Here is a 24,292-nt window from a genome sequence, read left to right on the forward strand (position 1 = left end):
TATAGATATAAATTATCGCGCTACCAAATCTTCATCTTCAGATACAGAACCTATTTTATAGATGAATTCATTGGTTTGATCAAAAAATGCTCAAAAAAACGGGGTAAAATAAAATTCCAGCCTGTGGATAACTGCTAAGAAAATGATTTGTGGATAACTTTTGTATGAAAAGTTCATAAGCAGATCTTCAAATTTTTGTGGATAACTTGTTCAACTTTATCCAATTTCAAAAAGAGCATGAGTAAACAGCAGAATTTTGCTGTAATTTATTGAAAATAAAGAAAATTATAGGGTAAACAGACTTATCCACAGAGCATCTGTCTATTCATCATTTATATATGAATAAGTTTAACAACATAAAAGAAAACCCAAAAACAGCATAAACACCTGTTTTTGGTAATTTTCAAAATTGTCCTGAAAATATAAATTTTGGCCAATAAAAAACTGCATTTATCAGAGGATTCAATATCCAGTAATAAATGCAGTATTAAAAAATCTTGCCGTAAAACCGGCTTTAATAACTGAAAAACCGGTTTTTACAATTTTGCCGGTTCAACACCTGCTGCTTTGGCCGCTTTCCCCCAATTTTCAATTTCTTTTTCAATAAATGCCTGGCTTTCTTGCGGACTGGCAATAAAAACTTCATTGCCAATCGTCGCCAGTTTTGCTTTAAGCTCAGGATCCTGCAAAATTTTGTTCATGGTTTTATTTAATGTCTGGATGGCTTCATCAGGGGTGCCGGTAGGGGCAATCAATGCAATCCAGGCAGTGGCATCAAAATCGGGGACACCCAGTTTATCCAGTGGCTGTACGCCTTCAAAAGCCTGGGCACCACTTTTATTGGCAACGGCAAATACTTTCAGGCGCCCGTCCTGGACCAATGGTTTGATCGCTGGAGCCGCTTCAAACATAACACTGGTATCACCACCCACCAAACCTGCTACCGCGGCAGTGGCACCCCGGTAGGGAACGTGCAGCAAGCTAAGGTCGGTAGCCTGTTTGAACATTTCCATGGTTAAGTGATTGGTTAAGCCAATGCCACCTGAACCATAATTGATTTTGCCCGGATTCTTTTTAATATGGTCAATCAGTTCCAGGACTGTGTTTGCCGGGAAATCGTTGCGGGTCACCAGAAACAGGGGCACCATGGAAACCATGCCAACGGCCGTGAAGTCTTTGGCTGGATCATAAGGCAGGTTGGTATAAAGTGATGGGTTAATGCCCAGTGGACCCGATGCGGCAATAAGCAAATTATAACCATCGGGTTTGTCCCTTTTGGCGGCTTCCACGCCAATAATGCCACCCGCACCACCTTTGTTTTCAACCACAAAAGGCTGCCCCAGTTCTTTCGAAAACTGTTCTGCCAGCAAACGGGCAATCACATCGGTGGTTTGACCGCTGGGATAGGGTACGGTAATACGAACGCTTTTTTCAGGATAAGCGGCCAAGGCTGCAGTAGTAACAAGTGTGCAACCCAGTAAAACTGAAGCGATAAATTTCTTCATATATTGTCTCCATAAGGAAGGATGAATAAGTTCTTTATTGAATAACATTATTTAATTAAACTTTTGGTTTACTCATTGTCTTTCTGCCATGTGGTAATCAGGCGGAAGTTGTTTTCAATATAGAAGTTGTCTGAGGCCGCCAGCAGGCGGTTTGATTTGTCAAAATAAACTCGGGTAATGCGTAAAGCCAGGCAATCTGGTTTAAGTTGCAGCGCCTGTATGCCTTGATGGGGCATAAGGCATGCACCCACTTCCTGATGAACTTTTTCGATTTCCTGATTGAATTCCGTTTTTAAAAGCTCAAAAACACTGGGGTGGTTACCTTTAAGGCGGTTTTTAAGACTTTTGAAAGCAGGATTCAGGTAAATGTGTGAATAGGAAATCAGCAAATCATTCTTGACCAGTTTGCGGTAGGCGTGTAAACGGACCAGTTTTTCGTTAAGCGGTACAAGCAGCTGTTGCGCTATGTCCTGATCGGCCAGTATGGTTTCATGGGCAAAGGGTTCAATGCGGGTTTGTGCGGTATACAGCATTAAATCATTCATGGAACCAAAGGTTGACACATAGACCGATTGGTTTTGTATGGGGGTTGCCGAATTGACAACCGTTCCGGTACTGGGTGACCGGGTAATCATTCCTTTTTCGGCCAGACGACGGGTGGCTTCACGAACCGTATGCCGGCTGACGCCATAAATAGTGCTTAATTGTTCTTCGGTTGGCAAATAGCTGCCTACCGGATATTTGCCTGATTCAATATCCGTGAGCAAGGTTTGATGCAACCATGCATAACGGGGCATCCGCTTGTTGCCGGATTCCCTGGGGGTGGACTTTTTCAGGGGAACAGATTTTTGTTGCATGGCCGGGTTCGTGAATGTCTGGATGGAAGATCATAATTCATATTTAATATACGTACAATTATAAATTATTAAAGTATTTGATTTAATTGAATTTAATTGATAAATATTTATAATGTACGTACAAAAGAAAGTAAATATATTAATGCCTGTGCAAATAAATTTATATAGGGACAAACATGGTTTTTGAATTAACCGGATACGAAACAATAACAACCGAACTGCGTCATGAGCACGTCCTGGTCGTCACCCTTAACAGGCCGTCTGCCGGCAACTCGCTAAATACGCAAATGGGTCATGATTTACTGGATTTATGGAATCGTCTGACGGCCGATGCCGGTCCGGTTCGCTGCGTTATTCTGACGGGGGCACAAGAAAAAATATTCTGTGCTGGCGGCGACCTAAAAGAGCGCAATGGCATGACCCGTGAACAATGGCAAAAGCAGCATGAACTGTTTGAACGCATGTACTGGACGCTGGTTGATTTGCCGGTTCCCGTGATTGCGGCTGTTAACGGGCATGCTTACGGGGGCGGTTTTGAAATGGCCTTAAGCTGCGATTTTATTTATGTTGGCAGCCATGTCCGGTTTGCCTTGCCCGAAGTTGGCCTGGGTATCATGCCAGGTGCCGGTGGAACACAAAACCTGCCACGCGCGATTGGAGAGCGGCGGGCCAAAGAAATTCTCATGACGGGTAAACCGTTTACGGCAGAGCAGGCCCTGGAATGGGGCCTGGTGAATAAAGTTTGCGAACCCGCTGCTGTTCTTGACGCCGCATTGGAAACGGCAACGGTGATTGCCGGTAATGCGCCGCTTTCGGTGAAACAAATCAAGAAATCCGTGCGCTATGGCGGCCAAATGGAATTGCGTACCGCTTACCGTTTTGAAGTGGAAGCCTATAATCATTTGGTTGAAACCGAGGATCGCTATGAGGGTGTGCTTGCCTTCAATGAAAAGCGCAAACCGGTCTTCAAAGGCAAATAAGCAAAATTTAATTCAGGATAAGAAAAATGAATAGTCTGACGCAGGATATTGTCCATTTTATTAGCCAGTTTGATCAATATCCGGTTGATCCGGAGGCATATCGCCTGGCCAAAATTGGCATCATGGACAGCATGGCTTGCATGTTTGCCGGCAGTGAAGAGCCGGTGGTGCAAATTCTGGAAAAGCATTTTGGCCAGCGGGCAGGCAATGGCCAAACTGATGTAGCGGTGCCTTTTCTTGAACAAAAACACTTACCTCTGGAACAGGCGGCTTGCCTGTGGGCAACCGCAGCGCATGCCCTTGATTATGACGATGTAGCCATGTCGGCGCATCCCAGCACGGTACTGATGCCGGTTGTGATGACGGGAGGTATTCATTTGTCGGCATCTGGGCAAGCGGTGTTAAATGCCTATATTTTGGGGTATGAGGTGTGGGCCGAGCTGTTTGCCCGTGAAAAAGACCCCTACCATATCAAGGGATGGCACCCGACTGCCATTTTCGGCACCGTGGCAGGGGCCGCCGCCTATGCGTATTTAAGCCGATTGCCCCAGGCCTTGATTGCCAATGCACTGGGAATTGCTGCCAGCATGGCCAGTGGGCTGGTGGCCAATTTCGGTACGATGACCAAACCCCTACATGCAGGACGGGCAGCCAGTATGGCCATAGAGGCCGTGGAACTGGCCCGTGCAGGCATTACCGCCTGTCCGGATATTTTCGAGCATCGGGCCGGTTTCCTGAAAGCCACTTCGCCGGCAGGCAATGTGGATACCCAGACACCCGCCACATTGGGTCAAACCTGGCGGCTGGTGCAGCAGGGATTGAATATCAAGCAATATCCGGTTTGTTATTCCGGTCACCGGGTGATAGATGGCACCTTGGCCATTATCAATAAAGAAAATTTTAATCTTGAAGATATTGAATCTATTGTCGCCACTATTGGCCAGCCGCAGGCATCCATGCTAAGGAACCCATGCCCTGCAACGGGCCTTGAAGCCAAGTTCAGTCTTGAGTTTGATATTGGCTGTGCATTGCTGGTTCGCAAAGTGGGGTTGGCGGAGTTGAGTGATGATTTTGTCAAAAGGACTGATTTGCAAGCGATATATCCGAAGATACGCATCACGATTACCGATGAGCTTGATCCGGCAGATACCGCTTTCGCCTTGCATGACCGGGTTGTTATTGCATTGAAGGATGGCCGTGTATTTGATTCGGGTAATATCCGTTACCCGATCGGGCATGCCAATTTGCCACTGGATGCCGAAACACTGAAAGCCAAATTCATGGATTGCCTGCAGATCTGGCACAACCATACGGGTATCACCGGCAAGGCCCAGCCATTGTTTGACGCATTGTCCGGGCTGGCGCAACAGGATAATATCCGCGTTACCCTGGACGGGATTTTTGCCTGAATATGACACGACCTTCTGTCCGTTATGTCCGGACAGTTTGTTAATGATGAAGAGAATATGACTATGCTTGCTTCAGAACCCTGCGGTCCGCTTAAAGGTATCCGTATTATTGATTTGACATCGGTGGTGATGGGGCCATTTGCCACGCAGATTCTGGCTGATCTGGGGGCCGATGTGATCAAGGTTGAGTCACCCGCCGGGGATACCACCCGGAATATGGGCTATCGGCAGCATAAAGGTATGGGAGCCAATTTTCTGCATTTGAATCGTAACAAGCGTTCGGTTGTACTGGATCTTAAAACGACGGAAGGTCGTGAAGCCTGTCTGGCCCTGGCTAAAACCGCGGATGTTTTTTTATACAATGTGCGCCCGCAGGCAATGGGCAGACTGGGTTTGTCTTATGAGGCAGTGAAAGCCGTCAATCCGGCAATTGTATATGTAGGGGCTTATGGCTTTGGCAATGAAGGCCCTTATGCCGGGCGGCCTGCCTATGATGACCTTATCCAGGGCATGACCGGTATTCCAAGCCTGTACAGCGAGCAAACCGGTTTGCCACCGCGTTATGTGCCTTTGACCATGGCAGACCGGATTGTGGGTCTGCAGGTGGGTATTGCCATCCTGGCGGGTGTATTGGAAAGCCGGCAATCGGGGCAGGGGCAGTCAATTGAAGTGCCCATGTTTGAGACGATGGCGCAGTTTGTGTTGAATGATCATTTTGGCGGTGCCACGTTTGACCCTCCCAAAGGCGAAATGGGTTATTCCCGTTTGCTGGTGGAACCACGTAAACCGTATCAGGCGGCAGATGGTTATGTTTGCGTGATTGTGCACACCGATGGGCATTGGCAGCGCTTTCTGGACCTGGTGGGCCGACCCGATTTGCTGGTGCCAGGTTCAGTATTTGAGTCGGTGGAATCCCGGGCCCGGCATGTGAACCAGGTATATGGTTTTCTGGCTGACATGATTTTGGGCAATACCGTTGCCTATTGGGTTGAAACCCTGTCGGCGGCAGATATTCCGGTTGCCCCCTTGAATCAGGTGGAAGATTTGCTGGAAGATCCTCATTTGCAGGCGATGGGACAGATTGTGAAAATGGTGCATCCCACCGAGGGTCATTTACGTACGGTGGCACCAGTGGGTAATTATTCACGCACCCCGCCCGGTATTTACCGGCATGCCCCCAATTTGGGCGAACATACTGAAGAAATTTTGCGTGAAGCGGGTTTTTTGCCTGAATCCGGCCTGCCTTGCGAAAAGTGAAATCCAGTGGTGGTGACCTGAATGTGCATGTGGAGGAGCCATTAACATGGCTGGTGATCTGTCATGCCTGAAATTCGGGTGCAATTGCGGTTAAAATCGTTGTCTTTAAACGGAGAACGATTGCATGAGTCAGAAAATCAGAGTGGGTATTGCCGGTTACGGCAATTTAGGTCGTGGTACGGAACTTGCCATTGCAAAAACACCCGATATGGAATTGGTAGCGGTATTTACACGTCGTGATCCAGCCGATGTTGCACTGGTCAATAAAAACGTACCTGTGTACAAGCTGGACGATATTGCCCAATTTCAGGACAAAATAGATGTACTGGTATTGTGTGGTGGTTCGAAAAGCGATTTGCCCGAGCAGGGACCGGCTCTTTCTGCCTTGTTCAACACGGTTGACAGTTTTGACACGCATGCCAAAATTCCGGAGTATTTTGAAGCAGTGAACAATTCGGCCGAACTGGCTGGCAAGACATCCCTGATCGCCATTGGCTGGGATCCGGGTCTGTTTTCAATTAACCGTCTGTTTGGCGAAGCCATTTTGCCAGAAGGCGCTACTTATACGTTCTGGGGCAAGGGCTTAAGCCAGGGGCACTCTGATGCGATTCGCCGCCTGCCGGGCGTTAAGGCCGGTGTGCAATACACCATTCCGGTGGAAGAAGCCATGAACAAGGTACGCAGTGGTACCATGCCTGTACTAAGTACCCGTGAAAAACACAAGCGTGATTGCTATGTGGTGTTGGCCGAAGGCGCCAGTGCCAGTGAAGTGGAACGGTCGATCGTGACCATGCCCGATTATTTTGCCGATTACGACACCACGGTTACTTTTATTACCGAAGAAGAACTCAAACGTGATCACGCGGCCATGCCGCATGGTGGCTTTGTGATTCGCAGTGGCAAAACCGGTACGGGCACCAACCAGGTTATGGAATATTCACTGGCGCTGGACAGCAATCCTGAGTTTACCTCCAGCGTGCTGGTGGCCTATGCCCGTGCCGCTTACAGATTGAACCAGATGGGTCAAACCGGCGCGAAAACAGCGTTTGATGTGCCACCAGGTTTGCTGTCGCCCAAGAGCGCTGCCGAGTTGCGCAAAGAGTTGCTTTGACATCCTCCCCTCCCTCTCGCTAACGCTCGGCCCCAAGGGGCCAGGGAAGGGGATTCCTGCCGTGTTTAGCCCACAGGGGCTAACTCACCTCGGTGGGTTCCTGCTGCAAGTGCAATGCCTGGTTATACACATACCGACAGGAACCGGCAAAGCTGCGCATGGCGCGCTGCTGTTGGCCATTGGGCATCAGTTCGAATCGGTAGGCTTGAAGGCGTTGCATAGGGTTAGTATAACCCCGTGCTATCCATCCCCACCATGAATGATGGGGCTTTCCGCACTTAGTGGTAAATATTCGTTACCACGCAGGAGCGTGGGGACCACTAAGTTCTAAAAAAACAGGCTGTATATACTGCATCCTGTTTAAAGCCGCTGTCGCAAACCGTATGTGACAGCGGCTTTTTTATGCGTGTTCTATCAATACAGATTGGCCCTTTGAACAATCACCATTGAGCCATTGCCAGCTTTCAATGAGTTTTAGTTTGCCATTCTGTTCTGTGAGTATAGTGCTATGGCATTGGCCTGCACGTATGTCATCATTCAGGTTTACATGATGATAGAACATGGTAAATGTATTGTCGCCCGTCATTACGCCAATCAGGTGTCCTTTTTTAATGGCACCTCCTGAATAAACGGCTTCTATTTGCTTGCCATCCTGTTTATAGTTAAAAACGGTTTCGCCAGATACCTCTCCATTTGCTGTATTTTCTGCATTTATAAATTTTTTATTATTTAAAATATTTGCCATTATCTATTCTGATTTAATTTGAAATTAATTTCAGTTTATACGATTTTTTTTGAATTAAGCCTGGACGGCAATCAGGTTGCGCACCTGACGCGCGGCTTCAAGCACTTCACCGGCCGTCATGCCGACAGGGCCAATGCCCTGTGATACCAGATAATCGGCTGCGGCGCCATGCAACCATACCGCTCCGGCAATGGCCTGTTCAGGCGTGATACCCTGTGCCAGACAGGCGCCAATCATGCCTGCCAGCACGTCACCGGTGCCTGCTGTGGACAGGCCCGGGTTGCCGGTGTGATTAACCGTGATCTCACTTTTTGGGCTGCAGATAACGGTTTGATAGCCTTTCAGGACCGTCCAGGCGGTATATTTTCCTGAAATTTGTCGTGCTGCCTGATTCCGGTCTTTCTGGATATCGGCAGTGGTGCAACCCAGCAGCCGGGCCGCTTCACTGGGGTGAGGTGTCAAGACCAGTGAACCCTTTTCATGGGAAAGCGCAAAGGCGTGTTCAGACAAGAGGGTCAGGGCATCGGCATCCAGTACAATGGCGGCATGCGGATAACGGTTGAAGAGGGTTGCCAGGCAATTTTGCGCCAGTGGTGTCAGGCCCATGCCGCAACCGGCCACCCATGCGCCAATATCTTCTTTGCCCAGCAGTTTGCCTGCCGTATTGAGCATGAGTTCGGGCTGCACGGTATCGACTTCCAGTGGTTGGCTGTCCTGGGTAAAACCGACATGAACCCGTCCTGTACCCTGTTTCAGGGCCGCGCGCGCTGCCAGCAGGGCCGCACCCACCATGTTTTTGCCACCGGCCAGAATGCCCAGGGTACCAAAAGTACCCTTGTGGCTGTCCAGGGGGCGGGGCTGGCACAGTTCCGGAAAATGCTGTCGGGCGAAGCGGGTATATTCAATAATCATTTAAAGTTTCAACTTTTTATGATGGTGTGTTTATACGGAAGGCGCGGCAGAAAAAACCACATGGCTCCAGTGAACCTCATTGCGACCCAGCGTGTCACCCTTGTGAACACTGTGATGCAGCAGGTGCAGGCCATGTGCCTTGCCCAGTTCAATTACTTCCTCATCGGGAATATCAAACATATGGCGGTCGACAGGTACCGGACCATGACGCAGGGACAGGGACATGACGCCATTGGGCAGGAGCAGGCCTTTGCAAACGTGCATGGCGGTTTCCCTTTCTTTTGGTGTCAGGTGCATCCATACCGCGGTTAACAGTAGCAGGTCATACTTTTTTTTGCTGGCGGTAATGGTGTGCAAATGGGGCAGGTTATCGTCAATCCAGTTGATTTGTTCCTGGGCATGCAGTTGCTGGCCATGTTCACGCATACCGGCAGTGGGTTCAACGGCATCCACAAAGTGGCCAGCCCGAGCCAATGCGGCGGCATCGCGACCGGTACCGGCACCAATATCCAGAATGCTGGCCAGTTTGTCGTGAATGGGGTAATAGTGCATGACGGCCTTGTGGACTTTTTCAAACGTGACGCTTTCATAGTCTTTGGCGAATTTTTCGGGCTTTTGAGCGTAACCTCGTGTTCCTGGAACAGATGACATCATGATTATGTAATATGAAGAATGTTAAAAAGATGGAATAATCATAGCGCAATCAGGGACTGCTGGAAACGTTGGTATTTATTCCGCAGTCAGGCAAGCAAGTCAATCATCAGGAAACAGGCATGGAGAATGCAGACACGATTGTGTCCATCAGGGAACTGGACAAAACATATAAAAACGGTTTTAGTGCGCTTAAAAAGGTCAGTCTTGATATTCGGCGCGGGGAAATCCTGGCCTTGCTGGGGCCCAATGGTGCCGGTAAAACCACCTTGATTGGCATCGTGACCGGTTTGCTGAATGCGACCGGTGGCAGCGTAACTGTTGATGGCATGGATATTGTCCGGGATGCCAGGAAAATACGCCCCAAGATTGGTCTGGTGCCCCAGGAGCTGTATACCGATGCTTTTGAAACCGTCTGGGCCACTGTCAGCTTCAGTCGGGGACTGTTTGGCAAGCCGTCCAATCCGGCTTATATCGAAAAGGTATTGCGTGATCTGTCATTATGGGACAAACGCAAGAACAGGCTTTTGAGCCTTTCCGGAGGTATGAAGCGGCGAGTGTTAATTGCCAAGGCCCTGGCCCACGAACCGGACATTTTGTTTCTGGATGAGCCCACTGCAGGGGTGGATGTGGAACTTCGTCATGATATGTGGCGTATGGTGCGTCGTTTACGGGAAAACGGGGTAACCATTATTTTGACCACCCATTACATTGAGGAAGCTGAAGATATGGCAGACCGGATTGCGGTGATCAATCATGGTGAAATTGTGCTGGTGGAAGAAAAAGCAACTCTGATGCGTCAGTTGGGCAAAAAAGAGCTGCATGTGCAGCTCAATACTCCGCTGATGTTTATTCCGCCCGAGTTGGCAGCATTTCGGTTGAGTCTTGCCGATGGGGGTAAAACACTGGTTTATAGCTATGATACCCAGCAGGAGCAGGGCGGTTCCGGTAATATCGCTTTATTTCTGAAACGGCTGGGCCAATCGCAGATTGAATTCTCCGATCTGAAATCAAAGGAAAGTTCACTGGAGGAAATTTTTGTCAATCTGGTCAAGGAGCGGTCATGAATTGGTATGCCATTAAAGCCATTTACCTGTTTGAAATGAACCGGGCTTTCCGGACCCTGACGCAAAGCATTGCTTCGCCGGTATTGTCCACTTCCCTGTACTTTGTGGTGTTTGGTGCGGCCATCGGTTCGCGCATGGGGCAGGTGGACGGGGTCAGTTACGGGGCGTTCATCATACCCGGCCTGATCATGCTTTCCCTGCTTAGCGAGAGTATTTCCAATGCCTCGTTTGGCATTTACATGCCACGCTGGTCGGGAACCATTTACGAAATACTGTCGGCGCCGGTCTCTTTTGTGGAAGTGGTTGTTGGTTATGTGGGGGCGGCAACCACCAAATCGGTTATGGTGGGTGCGTTGATATTATTAACAGCACGGCTGTTTGTGGATTATGAAATACAGCACCCGGTCTGGATGCTGCTGTTCCTGTTTCTGACAGCGGTCACGTTCAGCATGTTCGGTTTTATTATTGGCTTGTGGGCGGAAGGCTTTGAAAAACTGCAAATCATTCCGTTAATGGTGATCACACCGCTTACTTTTCTGGGTGGCGCGTTTTATTCCATCAATATGTTGCCCGAGTTCTGGCAGAAAATTGCTTTGCTGAACCCGGTGGTCTATTTGATTAGCGGTTTTCGCTGGAGTTTTTACGGTGTATCCGATGTTAATCACCATATCAGCCTGGGCATGATCGTGGTGTTCCTGTTTGTTTGCCTTGGCTTTATTGCCTGGCTGTTCAGGACCGGTTACAAGCTTAAGCAATAACTGTGATGGTCGGTCACAAAAAAACAGCCCCTTGAGCATTACATTCAAGGGGCTGTTTGCCATTATGTGCCATATAGGGACCGTATCAGGCGCTTTTATCCTGATCGTCCGCATGACTGTTGGTATCTGAAGTGCCGTCAGTGTTGCTGTTACTGTCTGGATTTTCAGGGGTGCTGCCAGCATCATTGCCGTTCTCGGTATTGGCGTTGTCCGTAGTGACCAGTTCCACGACCTTGGTGCGTGACATCATGCCTATGAATTCATCATTTTCATCGGTAACGGCCAGCGGCTGATCAGACTGCAGCATATGGGTCAGGACGGCATCCAGGCCGGTGCTGGCCGGCACACTGATAATATCCTTGACCAGACTGGAAATATCACGCAGCCCGCTTCTGACCGCCTGTTCGGCATCGCTAAAATGCAGGATGCCGGCAATCAGATTACCATCAAGCACGGGGGCAAATTGGTAATCGTACTGTTTCATTCTTTCCAGTGCCAGTGTTGGACGGGTCCGCATGGACAGGGTCAAACGGGTTTGGTTGACGGCATGGCCCGCATTCAGGATCTTGCTGCGGTTGACATCCTGCAGGAATGCCTCGACATACTCATTGTTGGGTGAGAGCAGGATATCTTCGGGTGTGCCCTCCTGGATCAGTTCTCCGTCCTTTAGGATGGCAATCCGGTTGCCCAGCCGCAGCGCCTCATCCAGGTCGTGGGTAATGAACACGATGGTTTTGTTCAGGCGCGATTGCAGCTCCAGCAGCTGGTTTTGCATTTCCCGGCGAATGAGAGGGTCAAGCGCTGAAAAAGCTTCATCCATGAGCAATATTTCAGCATCGGTGGCCAAGGCCCGTGCCAGGCCAACCCGCTGTTGCATGCCGCCGGACAGCTGGCTGGGGTATTGGTTTTCAAAACCGGCCAGGCCAACCTGTTCAAGCCAGTAACGGGCGGTTTCCTGTGCCTTGTCTTTGTCAACTCCCTGGATAATCAGTCCGTAGGCGGCGTTTTCCAGGGTGGTTTTATGGGGCAGCAGGCCAAAGCGCTGGAACACCATACTCATGGTTTTCTGGCGGAATTTTTCCAGTTCTTTTTTGCCCAGTTTCATCACATCGGTGCCATCAACCAGGATCTGGCCGGCGGTGGGTTCGATAAGCCGGTTGAAGTGGCGGATTAACGTGGATTTTCCCGAACCGGACAGGCCCATAATGACATAAATGCTGCCTTCTTCAATATTCAGGGAAATATCTTTCAGGCCCAGGGTATGCTGGCTTTGGGTTAGCAACTCTTCTTTGCTCATGCCCCGTTTGACGGCATCCAGCCATTTTTCCGGCTGTTTGCCGAATATTTTGTAGATATTCTTGACTTCTATTTTGCTCATTGTGTACCCCTGATCTGTTTGCGTTTTCCATAAGACTGGGTAATGCGGTCAAATAGCACGGCAAGAATGACAATCCCCAATCCTGCCAGCAGGCCGCGGCCCACTTCCAGGCGGTTAATGCCCAGCAAGACCTCATAACCCAGCCCGCGGGCACCAATCATGGAGGCAATCACCACCATGGAAAGCGCCATCATGGTGGTTTGGTTAATACCGGCCATGATGTTGGGCAGGGCCAGGGGAATTTGCACACCAAACAACTGTTGTGTGCCAGAGGCACCAAAGGCCTTGGAGGCTTCCAGCACTTCGGCGTCAACCAGACGGATGCCAAGGTCGGTTAAGCGGATAACCGGTGGTACGGCATAAATGACGGTGGCGATAATAGCCGGAATTTTACCCAAGCCGAACAGCATCACGACAGGGATCAGGTAAACAAAGCTGGGCATGGTTTGCATGATGTCCAGCACGGGGAGCATGATGGCGCGGAACCGGTCGAATTTAGCCATGAGAATGCCCAAGGGAATACCGATAAGGATGGAAAGTCCGGTGGCCATGATCATGAGCGAGAGCGTTTGCATGCCGGCGTCCCACAGGCCAAGTGCACCCAGCAGGAATAGCAGCACACCCATACCCAGGCTGAAACTGAGGCGGCGGCTCATGCCATAGGCAATTAGCATGGTGGCAATAATGACGCTCCACCAGGGCGCATTCCGTAATAATTGTTCAAGCCAGACCAGGGCGGTCAGGAAGGGTTCTGCCAGGCTGTTAAGGGTATCGGCATAGTTCATGACCAGGGTATCGACAAAGTTGTCAATATCGTCACGTATGCCACGAGGGGAAATGAGTTCTGGAAACATAAGTTATCCGTTTTTTAGATGGAAGAGCAACCGCGACCAGCCCGGTTCCCGTGGAAGGGAAACGGGCCGGAAGCCGTTGTTTTTTATTGTGACGGTAATTCTTACAGGGAGGATTGGACGCGTTGTGCCACGTCTTCGGGAACCCATTGTGTCCATGTGTCGGCATGGTTTTTCAGGAACCACAGCGCAATATCGCGTGGATCATCCCCGGTTTCTTCCATGCGTGCCATGGCGGCATCCAGGACGGGAAGAGGGAGTTTTACTTTAGAGAAAAATTCGGCCAGTTTGGGCGCCTGATTGGCAAACTCCACGTTAATGCCGGTGAAGACCGGGTTTTCAGGATAGGCTGCCGGTTGTGGATTTTCACAGTTCAGGGAAGTCAGGCAGCGGTTTTTTTCTTCATCGTATGGCGGCATTTCAAGCTGAACCAGTTCCAGGGAACTGACCAGCGGTGTCGGGAACCAGTAGTAGAAAACAAAGTCCTGTTTGCGTTTGTAGGCAGAGGTCAGGGCCGCTTTTTGTGCCGCACCGGTGCCGGGTGAGTACATATTGAAGCTGTCTTCAAGATTGAAGGCTTTATGCAGGTTGTTGGTAACGACTTCACAGCCCCAACCGGCCGGGCAACCGTAAATGCGGCCTTTGGAGGGGTCTTCGGGATCTTTGAATTTGTCTTTGTATTTGACCAGATCGGCAGCGGTTTTCAGGTCGGGGTATTTTTCCGCCGTGTATTTGGGAATGAACCAGGCTTCACCACCGGTGAAAATATCGCCGGTTTTTTTGACTTTGCCTGACTGGACGGCCTTTTCCCATGGGTCACGCACACTATTGAGCCAGACTTCGGGCTTGACATCCAGGTTGCCGCGCTCAAGGGCGGCAATGGCGGGCAGGGTTTCGGTGGGCAGGATATCGGTTTTGCAGCCATAGCCTTTTTGCAGGATATAGCTTTCGATATCCGCCAGGATAAGATTGGATTCCCAATTCATGCCACCAATATTGATGGGGCGGTTAACTTCACATTGAGGGGTGTCAGCAGCCTGGGCAGATTGGGCCAGGCCCAGGATAGCCATTGAAAAAATGGTTGCTGAGAGGAGTTTATTAGGTTTAAGCATGGCGCTAAGCCTCCTTAAGTTTCGCAGGTTACTGAAGAATAACTGTGCTTGCCAAAGAGGGTGTGCGGAAAACGGCACTGCCGTCGATACATACCAACATTAATTGAAGGGTGAAATAAATTTACCCATTGACAGGTTAAATCATGTGAGTGACATGATGAACACAATTTGAATATATAAATTTTATAGACCGTCAGTTTAACAAAAATAATCATATTTATCAAATATTTCCATTTAATTTATTTTGTTTAATATGTAATTAAATAATTATTTAATATTTAAAGTTATTTGTTTTTGAGATTTTGACAGGTAAAAAATTGAATTATTTTTTTTCCGTGAATATTTATTTTCTGGTTTTTTCATCATGCTTTTTTGGGTGGCCCGTGTGGGTTGCACTGTGATTTCAGCCAAAGGAAATGACTGCCTGGAACACGTCTGGCAATTTGTGGCGGGATTGCCCTTAATGAAAGGCCAAATTAAGCTATGATTAGGGGCAGGAGGATGGGAGCGGTCAGATTCATGGTCTTCTCAACGAAACAGACGCCAAATGAATGTTTATGGATACAAACAATAAAATTCTTTTCTTTGGAGATACGCATGGCGGATTTGATCATTGCACTGAGATTGTCAGGCAAATCAAACCCCAGGCCATTGTGTTTCTGGGAGATATACAAACACCGTATCCGTTTCATGAACAACTGGCCAATATCATCAATCTGACTGAGGTCTGGTGGATTCACGGCAATCACGATACCGACACCGAACAGCAATACGACAATCTGTTCCTTTCCGAATTGAAACACCGTAATTTAAGCGGCCGGGTGTGTGAGGTGGCGGGAGTGCGGATTGCCGGCCTGGGAGGGGTCTTTCGCGGAAAAATCTGGGATCCGGCCAAGCCTGGCTGGAATTTTTATTCTCCTGAGGCGTTTATTGCCGGGGGCGGTTTCCGTGCCAGCTGGCGCAATGGCGTGAATCTGCGGCATCGCAGCACGATTTTTCCTTCCGAGTACGAGGCCCTGTTAAAAGAGAAAGCCGATGTACTGGTGACGCATGAGGCGCCCTCGTGTAACCGTTTCGGCTTTCAGGTGCTCGATGAGCTGGCCCGTCATTTGGGCGTGCATACGCATTTTCATGGCCATCATCATGATAATTACGATTACAGCGCTCATTATGCACGTATGGGCTTTCGTACCTTTGCGGTGGGTTATCGGGGGGTTACGGCCCTGGATGGCCGCATCATCTTGCCCGGTGAAATGGATGGCCAGCATGAAAACCGGGTGGCCAGGATATTGCACGGCGGTTAATGGCAGATAACGGCGTTGATGCCTTGTAAATGGGCGGCAGACGGGAAGGGGTCTGTCTTGACATTACCCTTGTGGGAAGGTTTAAGATAGGCGTGTATTTTCAATCTTGTTTAAGCAATAGGAAACCATCATGGAAAAGGAATTGGAATTTAAGGTGGATGGCATGAGCTGCGGCAATTGTGTCGCCCATGTCAAGAAAGCCCTGGAGGAAATAAAGGGTGTAGAAGCTGCCCAGGTCAGTCTTGAAGAAAAAACGGTGAAAGTCAGCACCAATGGCCAGGTCAGCATGGCACAAATCCGGCAAGCCATCGAAGACGCCGGCTATGATGTGATTTGAATGCCATTGACCTATCATCATGATATGAAAACGCCCTGGTACCTGGAATGTCTTCCTGCCAGGGCGTTTTCAGCCAATAACAGGCTGGCTGGCCTTAGTGTGGAACGGGAAAATCATTCCCAATATCGGCGGTCCCGGTATTGACGATTGTTCTGGTAGCGGCGGTTGTTATCGTACGTGCGTCGGTAGTACCGGTTATCACGATCGCGGCTACGGCGGTATGAACGGTCATCATCCCGGTAAAGCTGATTGCCGATCAGGCCTCCAAGGGCTGCACCACCTACAGTCACCAAAGGGTCACCTTCGGAAACCACGGCACCCGCCAAACCACCCAGTGCGGCACCACCTACGGTGGCGGTTGTACGTTGGTTGCTGTTGTAGCCATACCGGTCATATCCGGCACATCCGGTAATAGCCAGGCTGAACAGCCCAATCAGAATAATGCGACTTTGGCTTTTGAGGTTCATCATCAACTCCTTGCAATGTCAAACGCTGTCAAGCTCATCATCTCAAATGTAAGGAGAACGGATTGTTATTGTCCGCAACAGATGTTTCCAGATTTGGCTATGACGCTTTTTGGAAACCTATTGAAAAAAACAGTAGAATCAGTCAGTTGTCGCTCGTTCTGTTTCCATGGGAAATTGCATGAACAGTGCTTTTCCCAGGGCAGGGTTGATGTGGCTGTCCAGGAATCCCTCTTCTTCGTAGAGCTGACGTGCCGCCGTATTGCCTTCAAGGACTTTAAGGGTGATTTTGCAGCAACCCAGGTTTTTGGCCAGTTGTTTGACCCGGCCAAGCATGAGCTTGCCAATACCCTGGCCACGATAGGGCCTTAACACCGCAAAGTCCTGGATATTAAGCAGGGGTTTGCAGGTAAAAGTGGAGAAGCCTTCCATGCATAAGGCTATTCCAGCAGGCTGTTGTTGGCGGAAAGCGAGAATCGTGTAGATATTGCTGCGTTTTTTCAGGGAGGAAATCAGGTTTTTCTGTACATGGGCTGATAACTCCTGCCCACCGCCGGAGGGGTCGGAAGCGTAATCATTCAAGACAGTTAATATTGCCGCAGCGTGAGCCGGGTTTTCCAAATCGGCAATAATGAGGTCAATCATGAGTATTCCTTACTTTTATTTAATTTGGGTGTATTTCAAGTCGATATAGCCAACGGGATGACGCAGTATTCCACTGATATTTTCTTTTTGCAGATAAATTTGATTATAGAAAAAAAGCGGAAAAATGGGCATTTCGTCAAACAGGATCTTTTCAGCCTGTAAAAGCAGATCCCAGCGTTTTTGGGCATCCGGCTCGGTGTTCGCCTGGTTAACCAGACTGTCGTATTCAGGGTTGACCCAACCGGTGCGGTTCATGGACGAGTTGCCCAGGAAACTTTCCAGTGAGTTGTAAGGGTCGGCATAATCATTGACGAAAGAACTGCGTGAGAATTGCAGTTCAAGCCCGCGTTGCTTGGCATAAAAAACCTTGCTTTCAATGCTTTGCAGCTGGATATCCACACCCAGGGTTTCCCGGTACATGTTTTGTATGGCCTCGGCAATTTTCCGGTCGCTGGGGTTGTTGATATAGCTAAGGGTGACAGGGGGCAGGGTTTGGTAATTTTCATCGGCCATACCCTTGGCAAGGTGCTGTTTGGCGGCTTCCGGGTTGGTGCTTAGCAGATGGCCGCTTTCTTCACGGAAATCTTTGCCATTGGGGCCGGTAAAACCCGGTGCCACAAAACCGTAGGCGGCCTGGCGTCCCTGTTTGGTGACATATTTCACAATGTCTTCCTGGTTGACGGCCAAGGCAAATGCCTTGCGGATATCCGCATTCTGGAAAGGGGGCATTTGGGTATTGAAGCGGAAGAAATAACCGCCGGCCTGCGGTACATTCCTGAAGTCTTTATGGTCTTTGACTTTATCATACAGGGCGGATGGCAGGGGCGAGGGTGTCATGTCCAGTTCGCCGGTGCGATACATCTGATACGAGGTGTTCGGGTCATTGACCATGGCAAAATCCACGGCATCAATTTGTACACTGGCGGCATCCCAGTAATGCGGGTTTTTTTCAAAGCGCATGTTTTGCGCATGTTTCCAGTCTTTTAGCAAAAAAGGCCCGTTACTTACATAGGTCTTGGCTTCGGTATGCCATGTTGGGTTGGCCTGGGCCACTTTCCGGTTAAGGGGTGCGAAGTTCGGATTGGTAATGACATTAAGGAAAGAGACATTGGGTGCTTCCAGTGTGATTTCCAGGGTGTGATCATCCAGTGCCCTGATGCCCGGATCCTGGCCTTTGCCCTCGTTGAAGGCTTTGGCACCGGCAATGGGGTAAGCCAGAAAAGCGGCTGGTGAAGCGGTTTCAGGGGCCAGCATGTGGGTCCAGCCGTAAACGAAATCATGGGCTGTTACCGGGTCGCCATTGGACCACCTGGCGTTGGCACGCAACTTGAAGGTATAGGTTTTTCCATCATCGGAAACCTGCCAGCTTTCGGCGGTGGCCGGGGCTGCCAGATGCTGCTCATCGAGCCTGACCAGGCCCTCAACCAGGTTGTTGAGCGGTTCCCAGGAAATCAGGTTGAAACCGGCGGCCGGATGCAATGAGGTCGGTTCCTCGGTGTTGTTCAGGCGCAGCACCTTTTCAGCTAAAGCGGGACCAGACAGGGTGGTCGTCAAAACGCTTACAAGACAGGCAGCCAACAGTTTTTGTTTCATGGGGAATATCCTTCGTTAAGCAGTTGCGTGATTGCCTGTTTTGTTTTACAGGCAGGCGGATAAATTACTACGGGTGCGTAAGTCTTGCAACCAGCACAGGCTTTGTTGAGTGTGACTGATTGTAGTGAGTTTGGGCGGGACTTTGTCGCAAATAACCAGGGCCTTGGGACATCGCTGGTAAAAACTGCAGGCCGGTGGCGGTGAAAACAGGTCAGGCGGCTGACCGGGAATGGGCTGCAGGCTTTCGCGCGCCATATCCAGTCTCGGGACAGATTGCAGCAAACCCTGGGTGTAAGGGTGTTGCGGATGATAGAAAATATCCCGTTGGGAGCCCGATTCCACACACTGCCCGGCATACATGACGGCTACCTGGCTGGCAATTTGTGCCACCACCCCCAGGTCATGGGTGATCAGGATGATGGAAATGCCGGTGGCGGCCTGGATATGGCTGAACAGGTCCAGGATTTGTGCCTGTATGGTTACATCCAGGGCCGTGGTAGGTTCATCGGCAATCAGCAGTTCCGGTTCACACATCAGGGCAATGGCAATGACCACGCGCTGGCGCATGCCTCCCGACAATTGGTGCGGATACTGGCCCAACCTTTCCTGTGGATTGGCAATACCGACCAGGGAAAGCATTTTTTCGGCTTTTTGTCTGGCAATATCAGGCGTCAGGTTTTGATGCCTGATAACGCCTTCGGTTAATTGTTCCCCAATGGTCAGGGTGGGGTTCAGTGCTGTCATCGGGTCCTGGAAAATCATGGCAATCCGGTTGCCCTGCAGCTGGCGCATGGCCTTTGCATCCAGATCCAGCAGGTTTTGTCCCTTAAACAGGATTTCACCCTGGGTAATCCTGGCGGAGTGCTTTGGCAACAGCCCCATGATGGCATTGCAGGTAACCGATTTGCCGCAGCCCGACTCACCTACAATGGCCAGGGTTTCACCGGGTCGCACGGTGAGCGACAGGTCACGTACGGCATGAATCTGTCCGCCATGGGTGCGGAACTGGATTGAAAGATGTCGAATTTCAAGCAAGGCAGGTGTATTCATCGCTATTTCTTCAGTTTTGGGTCCAGGGCATCCTGCAGGCCATCTCCCAGCACATTGAAGGCAAACATGGTCAGGGAAATGAACAGGGCCGGGAAAAACAATTGCCACCAGTCACCGGACAAGATAACGGGTAAGGCATCATTGGTCATGACACCCCAGCTGGCATGGGGGGCCTGTATGCCCAATCCCAGGAAGCTCAGGAAAGCTTCCGCAAAAATCGCGCTGGGTACGGTCAGTGTCATTTGTACAATAATGGGGCCCATGGTGTTGGGCAGCAGGTTTTTACGGATAATGCGGCCGGTGCTGGCACCGAAGGTTTGTGAGGCCGTGACAAACTCGAGGTTTTTGAGTTGCAGGACCTGGCCGCGCACGATCCTTGCCATGCTGATCCAGCCGGTGATGGTCAGGGCAATGATAATGGTTAACAGGCTGGGTTTCATGACTACCATTAGCAGGATCACCATGAGCAAATAGGGCAGGCCATACAGGATTTCGACAATACGCATCATGACGGTATCGGTTTTGCCGCCTTTCAGGCCGCTGTATCCACCGTATGCCACTCCAATCACAAAATCAATCAGGGCCGCCATGAATCCGACAAACAGTGAGATCCGGGCACCTTGCCAGGTCCGGGTGAAGACGTCTCGACCCAGGTCATCGGTGCCAAACCAATGCAGGGCTGAAGGTGGCAGGTTTTGGTTTCTGAGGTCCTGGGCGGTGGCGGAATAAGGGGAGAACAGGGGGGCAAACAGGGCCATACCGATCAGCGCCAGCAAAAATACCAGCCCGAGCATGGCCAGTTTATTGCGGCGCAGTCGTTGCCAGGCATCCTGCCAGTAGGAAACATAAGGCCTTTGCATGGCCTGATGGCTATCTTCCGGGTTTTTAACGGCCGGTTGCAGCCATTCGGGCGGAAAATGGTCTTGCTCGTGTCCGCTCATGCCTGCGCCTCTTTATGGTGAAGTCGTATGCGGGGATCCAGCAGGCAATATGCCATATCGACCAGAAACAGCATGAAAACCAGAATGGTACTGTAGAAAACGGTGGTGCCCATGATAACGGGATAGTCGCGGGTGCTGATGGAGTCGATGAAATAGCGACCCATACCTGGAATGGCAAAAATCTTTTCGATCACGAAAGTACCGGTCAGGATGGAGGCCATCAGGGTGCCCAGCAGGGTCACGACCGGCATGAGCGCATTGCGCAGGGCATGCCGGATAACCACCCGCATGGGTGACAGGCCTTTGGCACGGGCCATTTTGATGTAGTCCTGCGTGAGGGTTTCAAGCATGCTGGCGCGAATCAGTCGGGCAATGATGGCCATGGGGGCGGTCGCCAGGGCGGTTACCGGCAACACCATATGCATGGGCGTACGCCATGTGGCGGCCGGAAACCAGCCCAGATTGACGGCAAATTCCTGGATCAGCAGGGTGGACAGCACGAAATTGGGGATGGAAATGCCCAGTACGGCAATGCCCATGCACAGGTGGTCAATCAAGCCATTATGGTGTAGGGCGGCCATGACGCCCAGCACCAGGCCCGAAACCAGGGCAATGCCAATGGCCCACATGCCCAGTTCGAATGAAACCGGAAAACCGCGGCCAATCAATTCATTGACGGTGGTATCGGGATTGGCAATGGACGGTCCGAAGTTGAAGGTGGCAATTGATTTCAGGTAGCTGAAGTACTGGATGTACAGGGGTTGGTCAAGTTGGTGGAAGGCGCGCAGGTTCTCTTGCACGGCAACACTGGTTTGCCGGTCCTGTTCAAAAGGAGAGCCCGGAATCAGGTGCATCAGGATAAAAGTGAGCGAGGCGATCGTGAGGATCGTGCCGATCATGAGCAGGAATCGTTTGATGAGGTAGTTTTTCAAGTTAGCGGTTTCCTTCGGCAATGAGGTGGCAGGCGGCAAAATGGCCCGGTGCATGCTCTTTCCAGACAGGAGCCTGTTGCCGGCAAATGGCCTGTGCCTGCGGACAGCGGGTATGAAATACACATCCGGCCGGTGGATTGATGGCACTGGGCAGTTCGCCCTTGAGCAAAATACGTTGCCGCTGTTTTTCCAGATCGGGGTCGGGCACCGGGATTGCGGAAAGCAATGCCTGGGTATAAGGGTGCAGGGGATTGGCATATAACTCATCGCTGGCAGCCACTTCGGCCATCTGGCCCAGATACATGACACCCACCCGGTCTGACAAGTATTTCACCATGGCCAGATCATGGGCAATAAACAGGTAAGTGAGGCCTTTTTCTTGCTGCAGGCGTTGCAAAAGCAGCACAATCTGGGCCTGGATGGAGACGTCAAGGGCCGAAATCGGTTCATCGGCAATGATGATATCCGGCTCGAGAGCCAGTGCACGGGCAATGCCTACGCGCTGGCGCTGGCCACCCGAGAATTCATGCGGGTAGCGGTGTGCCTGGGTGGGACTTAACCCCACTTCTTCAAGGAGTCTGTAAACATGTTGGCGCAGGGCGTTTTTGTCTTTATGAACCTGATGGATTTCCAGCGGTTCGGCAATAATTTCAAAAATGGTGGCGCGTGGGTTAAGCGAGGCGTAAGGGTCCTGGAAGATCATCTGGACCTGGCGGCACCTTGTTCTGTTGTCTTGTTCGCTTGCCTGGTGGATATCTTTGCCATGAATGTATACCTGGCCTGCCGTGGGCGGGTACAGGCCCATAATGGTGCGTCCCACCGTGGACTTGCCGCAGCCGGATTCTCCCACCAGGCCGAATGTTTCACCTTGATGGATATCGAATGAAATACCGTTCAGGGCCTTGACGGTCTGGTGTTTGTCGATGGAGAAATGTTTTTTCAGTGCCCGGACGGATACCAGCGGCAGGTTATTGTTCTTATGGATGGCCATGACAATGCAATGTAAAAAAGTCTTGTTGGGACGATTTTAACAGCAATGATGGTGTAAACCCATGGTCTGGCGCAGGGATAAGGGTTAGGCCGGATCGTTTTTTTGCATGGCCAGGCGCATGACCGGAAAGGTCAGCCAGGCATAGATGCCAGCCAGAGCCGCGCAGGCGATGCAGAGCCAGGGCAAATGGGTGCTGACATAAAGCCATTTGAAGGTTTCAATACTGAGGGCGGACATGAACATCATGATCAGGCTCATGGCACCGGCCACCACGCCTTTGGGAGCCGTTGAGGAAAGCAGGGTCAGGCGGTACAGGACGGCAAAACTCAAGCCTTGGGCAAAGGACAGCAGGCTCATGCCCACAATCAGCCCGGCCAGGGTAAAGGCGGGCAGCAGACCGGCCAGCAACAGGCTGAGTCCACCCAGAAAAACCAGTGGCAGTGCATAGTAGACGGTTTGACCAAGTGGAACTTTCCCGGACAGGCGGGCCAGGGTCAGGTTACCCAGGATCAGGCAGGCAAAAATGGGAATCTGGGATTTGGCATAGCCCAGGTTATCCAGGCCAAGGTCTTTGACCAGAAAAACCGGAGACAGTCCGATCCAGATCAGCATGGGTAGTCCGATAATCGGACTGAACAGGGCCAACTGCATGAACGTCCGGTTGCGCAGAATGGTTTTGTAGTGGGCCAGGACGCTGCGGATGGGCTCTTTGGGGGCATGCAGGTCAACGGTTTCGGGCATGTGGCGAAACAGGCCAATCAGGCTCAGGCAGCAAATGCCGGCAATCAGGATGAACCCCCAGTGCCAGGACGCATAACTGATGAGGGCGGCACCGGCCAGCGGGCCCAGCAGGGGAGCAATAAGCGCAACATTGGCCATCAAAGCCATGACTTTAATGGCGGTGCTTTCCCGAAAGGCTTCCTGGATACTGACATACCCTACCGCTCCGATGAAGCAGTGCGACACACCCTGCAGCAGTCGCATGAACATGAAGCTTTCAATATTGACCGTGAACAGGATCAGGATATTGGTAATGGCGTAATACAGTGTGCCAGCCAGCATGACCCGCCGCCGTCCATACCGGTCAGACAGGGGGCCGATCAGCCACATGAGGAGGGCACCACCCAGAATGTACAGCGACATTGAAGAGGCAACCCAGCTGTCATCCACCTTGAATTCATGCGTAATGGTGAGCATGGCTGGCTGCACCAGGTCGTTGCCAATATAAACCGCAAATTCAAACAGAACCAGTGCCACTGGAAACCAGATGAGGTCACGTTGATGTTTTTTAGTGTGGGTGGGTGTCATGAATGGGAAAACAGCTAAGATATTGGTACAACGATAGTGAGTCTGGCTGAAAGATGGAAAGTGGTGATTTTTGTACCGGGCATTTGCGTTGGTATTGCGTATTTCGGTAAGGAGTATAGCAGCTTGAATAAAGT

At 50.6% G+C, this 24,292-nt stretch carries 24 protein-coding genes and 1 pseudogene; 8 read left to right on the top strand and 17 right to left on the bottom strand.

Annotated features, from left to right (window positions below; all coding sequences use genetic code 11):
* Nucleotides 1-536: 536 nt before the first annotated feature.
* Complete coding sequence (locus HCX92_RS00285) at nt 537-1,505, bottom strand: tripartite tricarboxylate transporter substrate binding protein (RefSeq protein ID WP_169292921.1); 969 nt, start codon at nt 1,503-1,505, stop codon at nt 537-539.
* A gap of 68 nt (nt 1,506-1,573) precedes the next feature.
* On the bottom strand, nt 1,574-2,362 hold the full coding sequence (locus HCX92_RS00290; protein ID WP_169292922.1) for a GntR family transcriptional regulator: 789 nt from the start codon (nt 2,360-2,362) through the stop codon (nt 1,574-1,576).
* Nucleotides 2,363-2,538: 176 nt separating this feature from the next.
* Between HCX92_RS00290 and HCX92_RS00295 the strand changes: the two genes are divergently transcribed.
* The 4 genes from HCX92_RS00295 to HCX92_RS00310 all read left to right on the top strand — a co-directional run bounded on the left by HCX92_RS00295 (nt 2,539) and on the right by HCX92_RS00310 (nt 7,119).
* Complete coding sequence (locus HCX92_RS00295) at nt 2,539-3,342, top strand: enoyl-CoA hydratase/isomerase family protein (protein WP_169292923.1); 804 nt, start codon at nt 2,539-2,541, stop codon at nt 3,340-3,342.
* A gap of 26 nt (nt 3,343-3,368) precedes the next feature.
* Nucleotides 3,369-4,751, top strand: coding sequence for an MmgE/PrpD family protein (locus HCX92_RS00300; RefSeq protein WP_169292924.1), 1,383 nt, complete (start codon nt 3,369-3,371; stop codon nt 4,749-4,751).
* Between the two features lie 57 nt (nt 4,752-4,808).
* The gene (locus HCX92_RS00305; RefSeq protein ID WP_169292925.1) at nt 4,809-6,008 is read left to right on the top strand and encodes a CaiB/BaiF CoA-transferase family protein; all 1,200 of its coding nucleotides are present in this window, start codon (nt 4,809-4,811) and stop codon (nt 6,006-6,008) included.
* A gap of 124 nt (nt 6,009-6,132) precedes the next feature.
* Complete coding sequence (locus HCX92_RS00310) at nt 6,133-7,119, top strand: diaminopimelate dehydrogenase (protein ID WP_169292926.1); 987 nt, start codon at nt 6,133-6,135, stop codon at nt 7,117-7,119.
* A 97-nt stretch (nt 7,120-7,216) separates the two neighbouring features.
* Here HCX92_RS00310 and HCX92_RS00315 read toward each other — a convergent pair.
* The 4 genes and pseudogenes from HCX92_RS00315 to HCX92_RS00330 all read right to left on the bottom strand — a co-directional run.
* Nucleotides 7,217-7,339 (bottom strand): annotated as a pseudogene (locus HCX92_RS00315) (helix-turn-helix domain-containing protein); the annotation flags it as partial.
* Nucleotides 7,340-7,519: 180 nt separating this feature from the next.
* Nucleotides 7,520-7,864: a hypothetical protein gene (locus HCX92_RS00320; RefSeq protein ID WP_169292927.1), complete on the bottom strand. Its 345-nt coding sequence runs from the start codon at nt 7,862-7,864 to the stop codon at nt 7,520-7,522.
* A gap of 54 nt (nt 7,865-7,918) precedes the next feature.
* Nucleotides 7,919-8,776, bottom strand: coding sequence for an NAD(P)H-hydrate dehydratase (locus tag HCX92_RS00325; RefSeq protein ID WP_169292928.1), 858 nt, complete (start codon nt 8,774-8,776; stop codon nt 7,919-7,921).
* A gap of 30 nt (nt 8,777-8,806) precedes the next feature.
* Complete coding sequence (locus HCX92_RS00330; RefSeq protein WP_246587331.1) at nt 8,807-9,430, bottom strand: bifunctional 2-polyprenyl-6-hydroxyphenol methylase/3-demethylubiquinol 3-O-methyltransferase UbiG; 624 nt, start codon at nt 9,428-9,430, stop codon at nt 8,807-8,809.
* Nucleotides 9,431-9,549: 119 nt separating this feature from the next.
* On the opposite strand from HCX92_RS00330, the gene HCX92_RS00335 reads away from it, so the two are divergent.
* Nucleotides 9,550-10,494, top strand: coding sequence for an ABC transporter ATP-binding protein (locus tag HCX92_RS00335; RefSeq protein WP_169292929.1), 945 nt, complete (start codon nt 9,550-9,552; stop codon nt 10,492-10,494).
* On the top strand, nt 10,491-11,252 hold the full coding sequence (locus HCX92_RS00340) for an ABC transporter permease (protein WP_169292930.1): 762 nt from the start codon (nt 10,491-10,493) through the stop codon (nt 11,250-11,252). The genes HCX92_RS00335 and HCX92_RS00340 overlap by 4 nt, the downstream gene beginning before the upstream one ends.
* An 85-nt stretch (nt 11,253-11,337) precedes the next feature.
* Here HCX92_RS00340 and HCX92_RS00345 read toward each other — a convergent pair whose 3' ends face one another.
* From HCX92_RS00345 to HCX92_RS00355, 3 genes are all read right to left on the bottom strand, one after another.
* Entirely contained in the window at nt 11,338-12,630 is a 1,293-nt protein-coding gene (locus tag HCX92_RS00345) for a glycine betaine/L-proline ABC transporter ATP-binding protein (RefSeq protein WP_169292931.1), read from the bottom strand.
* Complete coding sequence (locus tag HCX92_RS00350; protein ID WP_169292932.1) at nt 12,627-13,484, bottom strand: proline/glycine betaine ABC transporter permease; 858 nt, start codon at nt 13,482-13,484, stop codon at nt 12,627-12,629. Before HCX92_RS00350 ends, HCX92_RS00345 begins: the two co-directional genes overlap by 4 nt.
* A gap of 101 nt (nt 13,485-13,585) precedes the next feature.
* Entirely contained in the window at nt 13,586-14,593 is a 1,008-nt protein-coding gene (locus tag HCX92_RS00355; protein WP_169292933.1) for an ABC transporter substrate-binding protein, read from the bottom strand.
* 557 nt (nt 14,594-15,150) lie between these two features.
* On the opposite strand from HCX92_RS00355, the gene HCX92_RS00360 reads away from it, so the two are divergent.
* Nucleotides 15,151-15,897, top strand: a complete 747-nt coding sequence (locus tag HCX92_RS00360; protein ID WP_169292934.1) for a metallophosphoesterase — start codon at nt 15,151-15,153, stop codon at nt 15,895-15,897.
* 130 nt (nt 15,898-16,027) lie between these two features.
* Nucleotides 16,028-16,234, top strand: a complete 207-nt coding sequence (locus HCX92_RS00365; protein WP_169292935.1) for a heavy-metal-associated domain-containing protein — start codon at nt 16,028-16,030, stop codon at nt 16,232-16,234.
* 113 nt (nt 16,235-16,347) lie between these two features.
* Here HCX92_RS00365 and HCX92_RS00370 read toward each other — a convergent pair whose 3' ends face one another.
* From HCX92_RS00370 to HCX92_RS00405, 8 genes are all read right to left on the bottom strand, one after another.
* A complete protein-coding gene (locus tag HCX92_RS00370; RefSeq protein ID WP_246587330.1) occupies nt 16,348-16,704 on the bottom strand; it encodes a glycine zipper 2TM domain-containing protein in 357 nt (118 codons plus the stop codon).
* A 135-nt stretch (nt 16,705-16,839) separates the two neighbouring features.
* The gene (locus tag HCX92_RS00375; RefSeq protein WP_169292936.1) at nt 16,840-17,343 is read right to left on the bottom strand and encodes a GNAT family N-acetyltransferase; all 504 of its coding nucleotides are present in this window, start codon (nt 17,341-17,343) and stop codon (nt 16,840-16,842) included.
* A gap of 15 nt (nt 17,344-17,358) precedes the next feature.
* The gene (locus tag HCX92_RS00380; RefSeq protein WP_169292937.1) at nt 17,359-18,936 is read right to left on the bottom strand and encodes a peptide ABC transporter substrate-binding protein; all 1,578 of its coding nucleotides are present in this window, start codon (nt 18,934-18,936) and stop codon (nt 17,359-17,361) included.
* A 45-nt stretch (nt 18,937-18,981) separates the two neighbouring features.
* Nucleotides 18,982-19,986: an ABC transporter ATP-binding protein gene (locus tag HCX92_RS00385; protein WP_169292938.1), complete on the bottom strand. Its 1,005-nt coding sequence runs from the start codon at nt 19,984-19,986 to the stop codon at nt 18,982-18,984.
* 2 nt (nt 19,987-19,988) lie between these two features.
* Nucleotides 19,989-20,927, bottom strand: coding sequence for an ABC transporter permease (locus tag HCX92_RS00390; protein ID WP_169292939.1), 939 nt, complete (start codon nt 20,925-20,927; stop codon nt 19,989-19,991).
* The gene (locus HCX92_RS00395) at nt 20,924-21,859 is read right to left on the bottom strand and encodes an ABC transporter permease (protein WP_169292940.1); all 936 of its coding nucleotides are present in this window, start codon (nt 21,857-21,859) and stop codon (nt 20,924-20,926) included. Before HCX92_RS00395 ends, HCX92_RS00390 begins: the two co-directional genes overlap by 4 nt.
* Before the next feature lies 1 nt (nt 21,860).
* Nucleotides 21,861-22,844 (bottom strand): ABC transporter ATP-binding protein, encoded by a 984-nt coding sequence (locus tag HCX92_RS00400; RefSeq protein ID WP_371808375.1) that lies wholly within the window; start codon nt 22,842-22,844, stop codon nt 21,861-21,863.
* A 90-nt stretch (nt 22,845-22,934) separates the two neighbouring features.
* Nucleotides 22,935-24,158 carry an MFS transporter gene (locus tag HCX92_RS00405; RefSeq protein WP_169292942.1) on the bottom strand — a complete coding sequence of 408 codons (1,224 nt, stop codon included), beginning with the start codon at nt 24,156-24,158 and terminating at the stop codon, nt 22,935-22,937.
* Nucleotides 24,159-24,292 lie beyond the last annotated feature (134 nt).

Origin of the sequence: Advenella sp. EE-W14 (assembly GCF_012923605.1) — a bacterium.
In the GTDB taxonomy this organism is placed as follows: domain Bacteria; phylum Pseudomonadota; class Gammaproteobacteria; order Burkholderiales; family Burkholderiaceae_B; genus Advenella; species Advenella alkanexedens.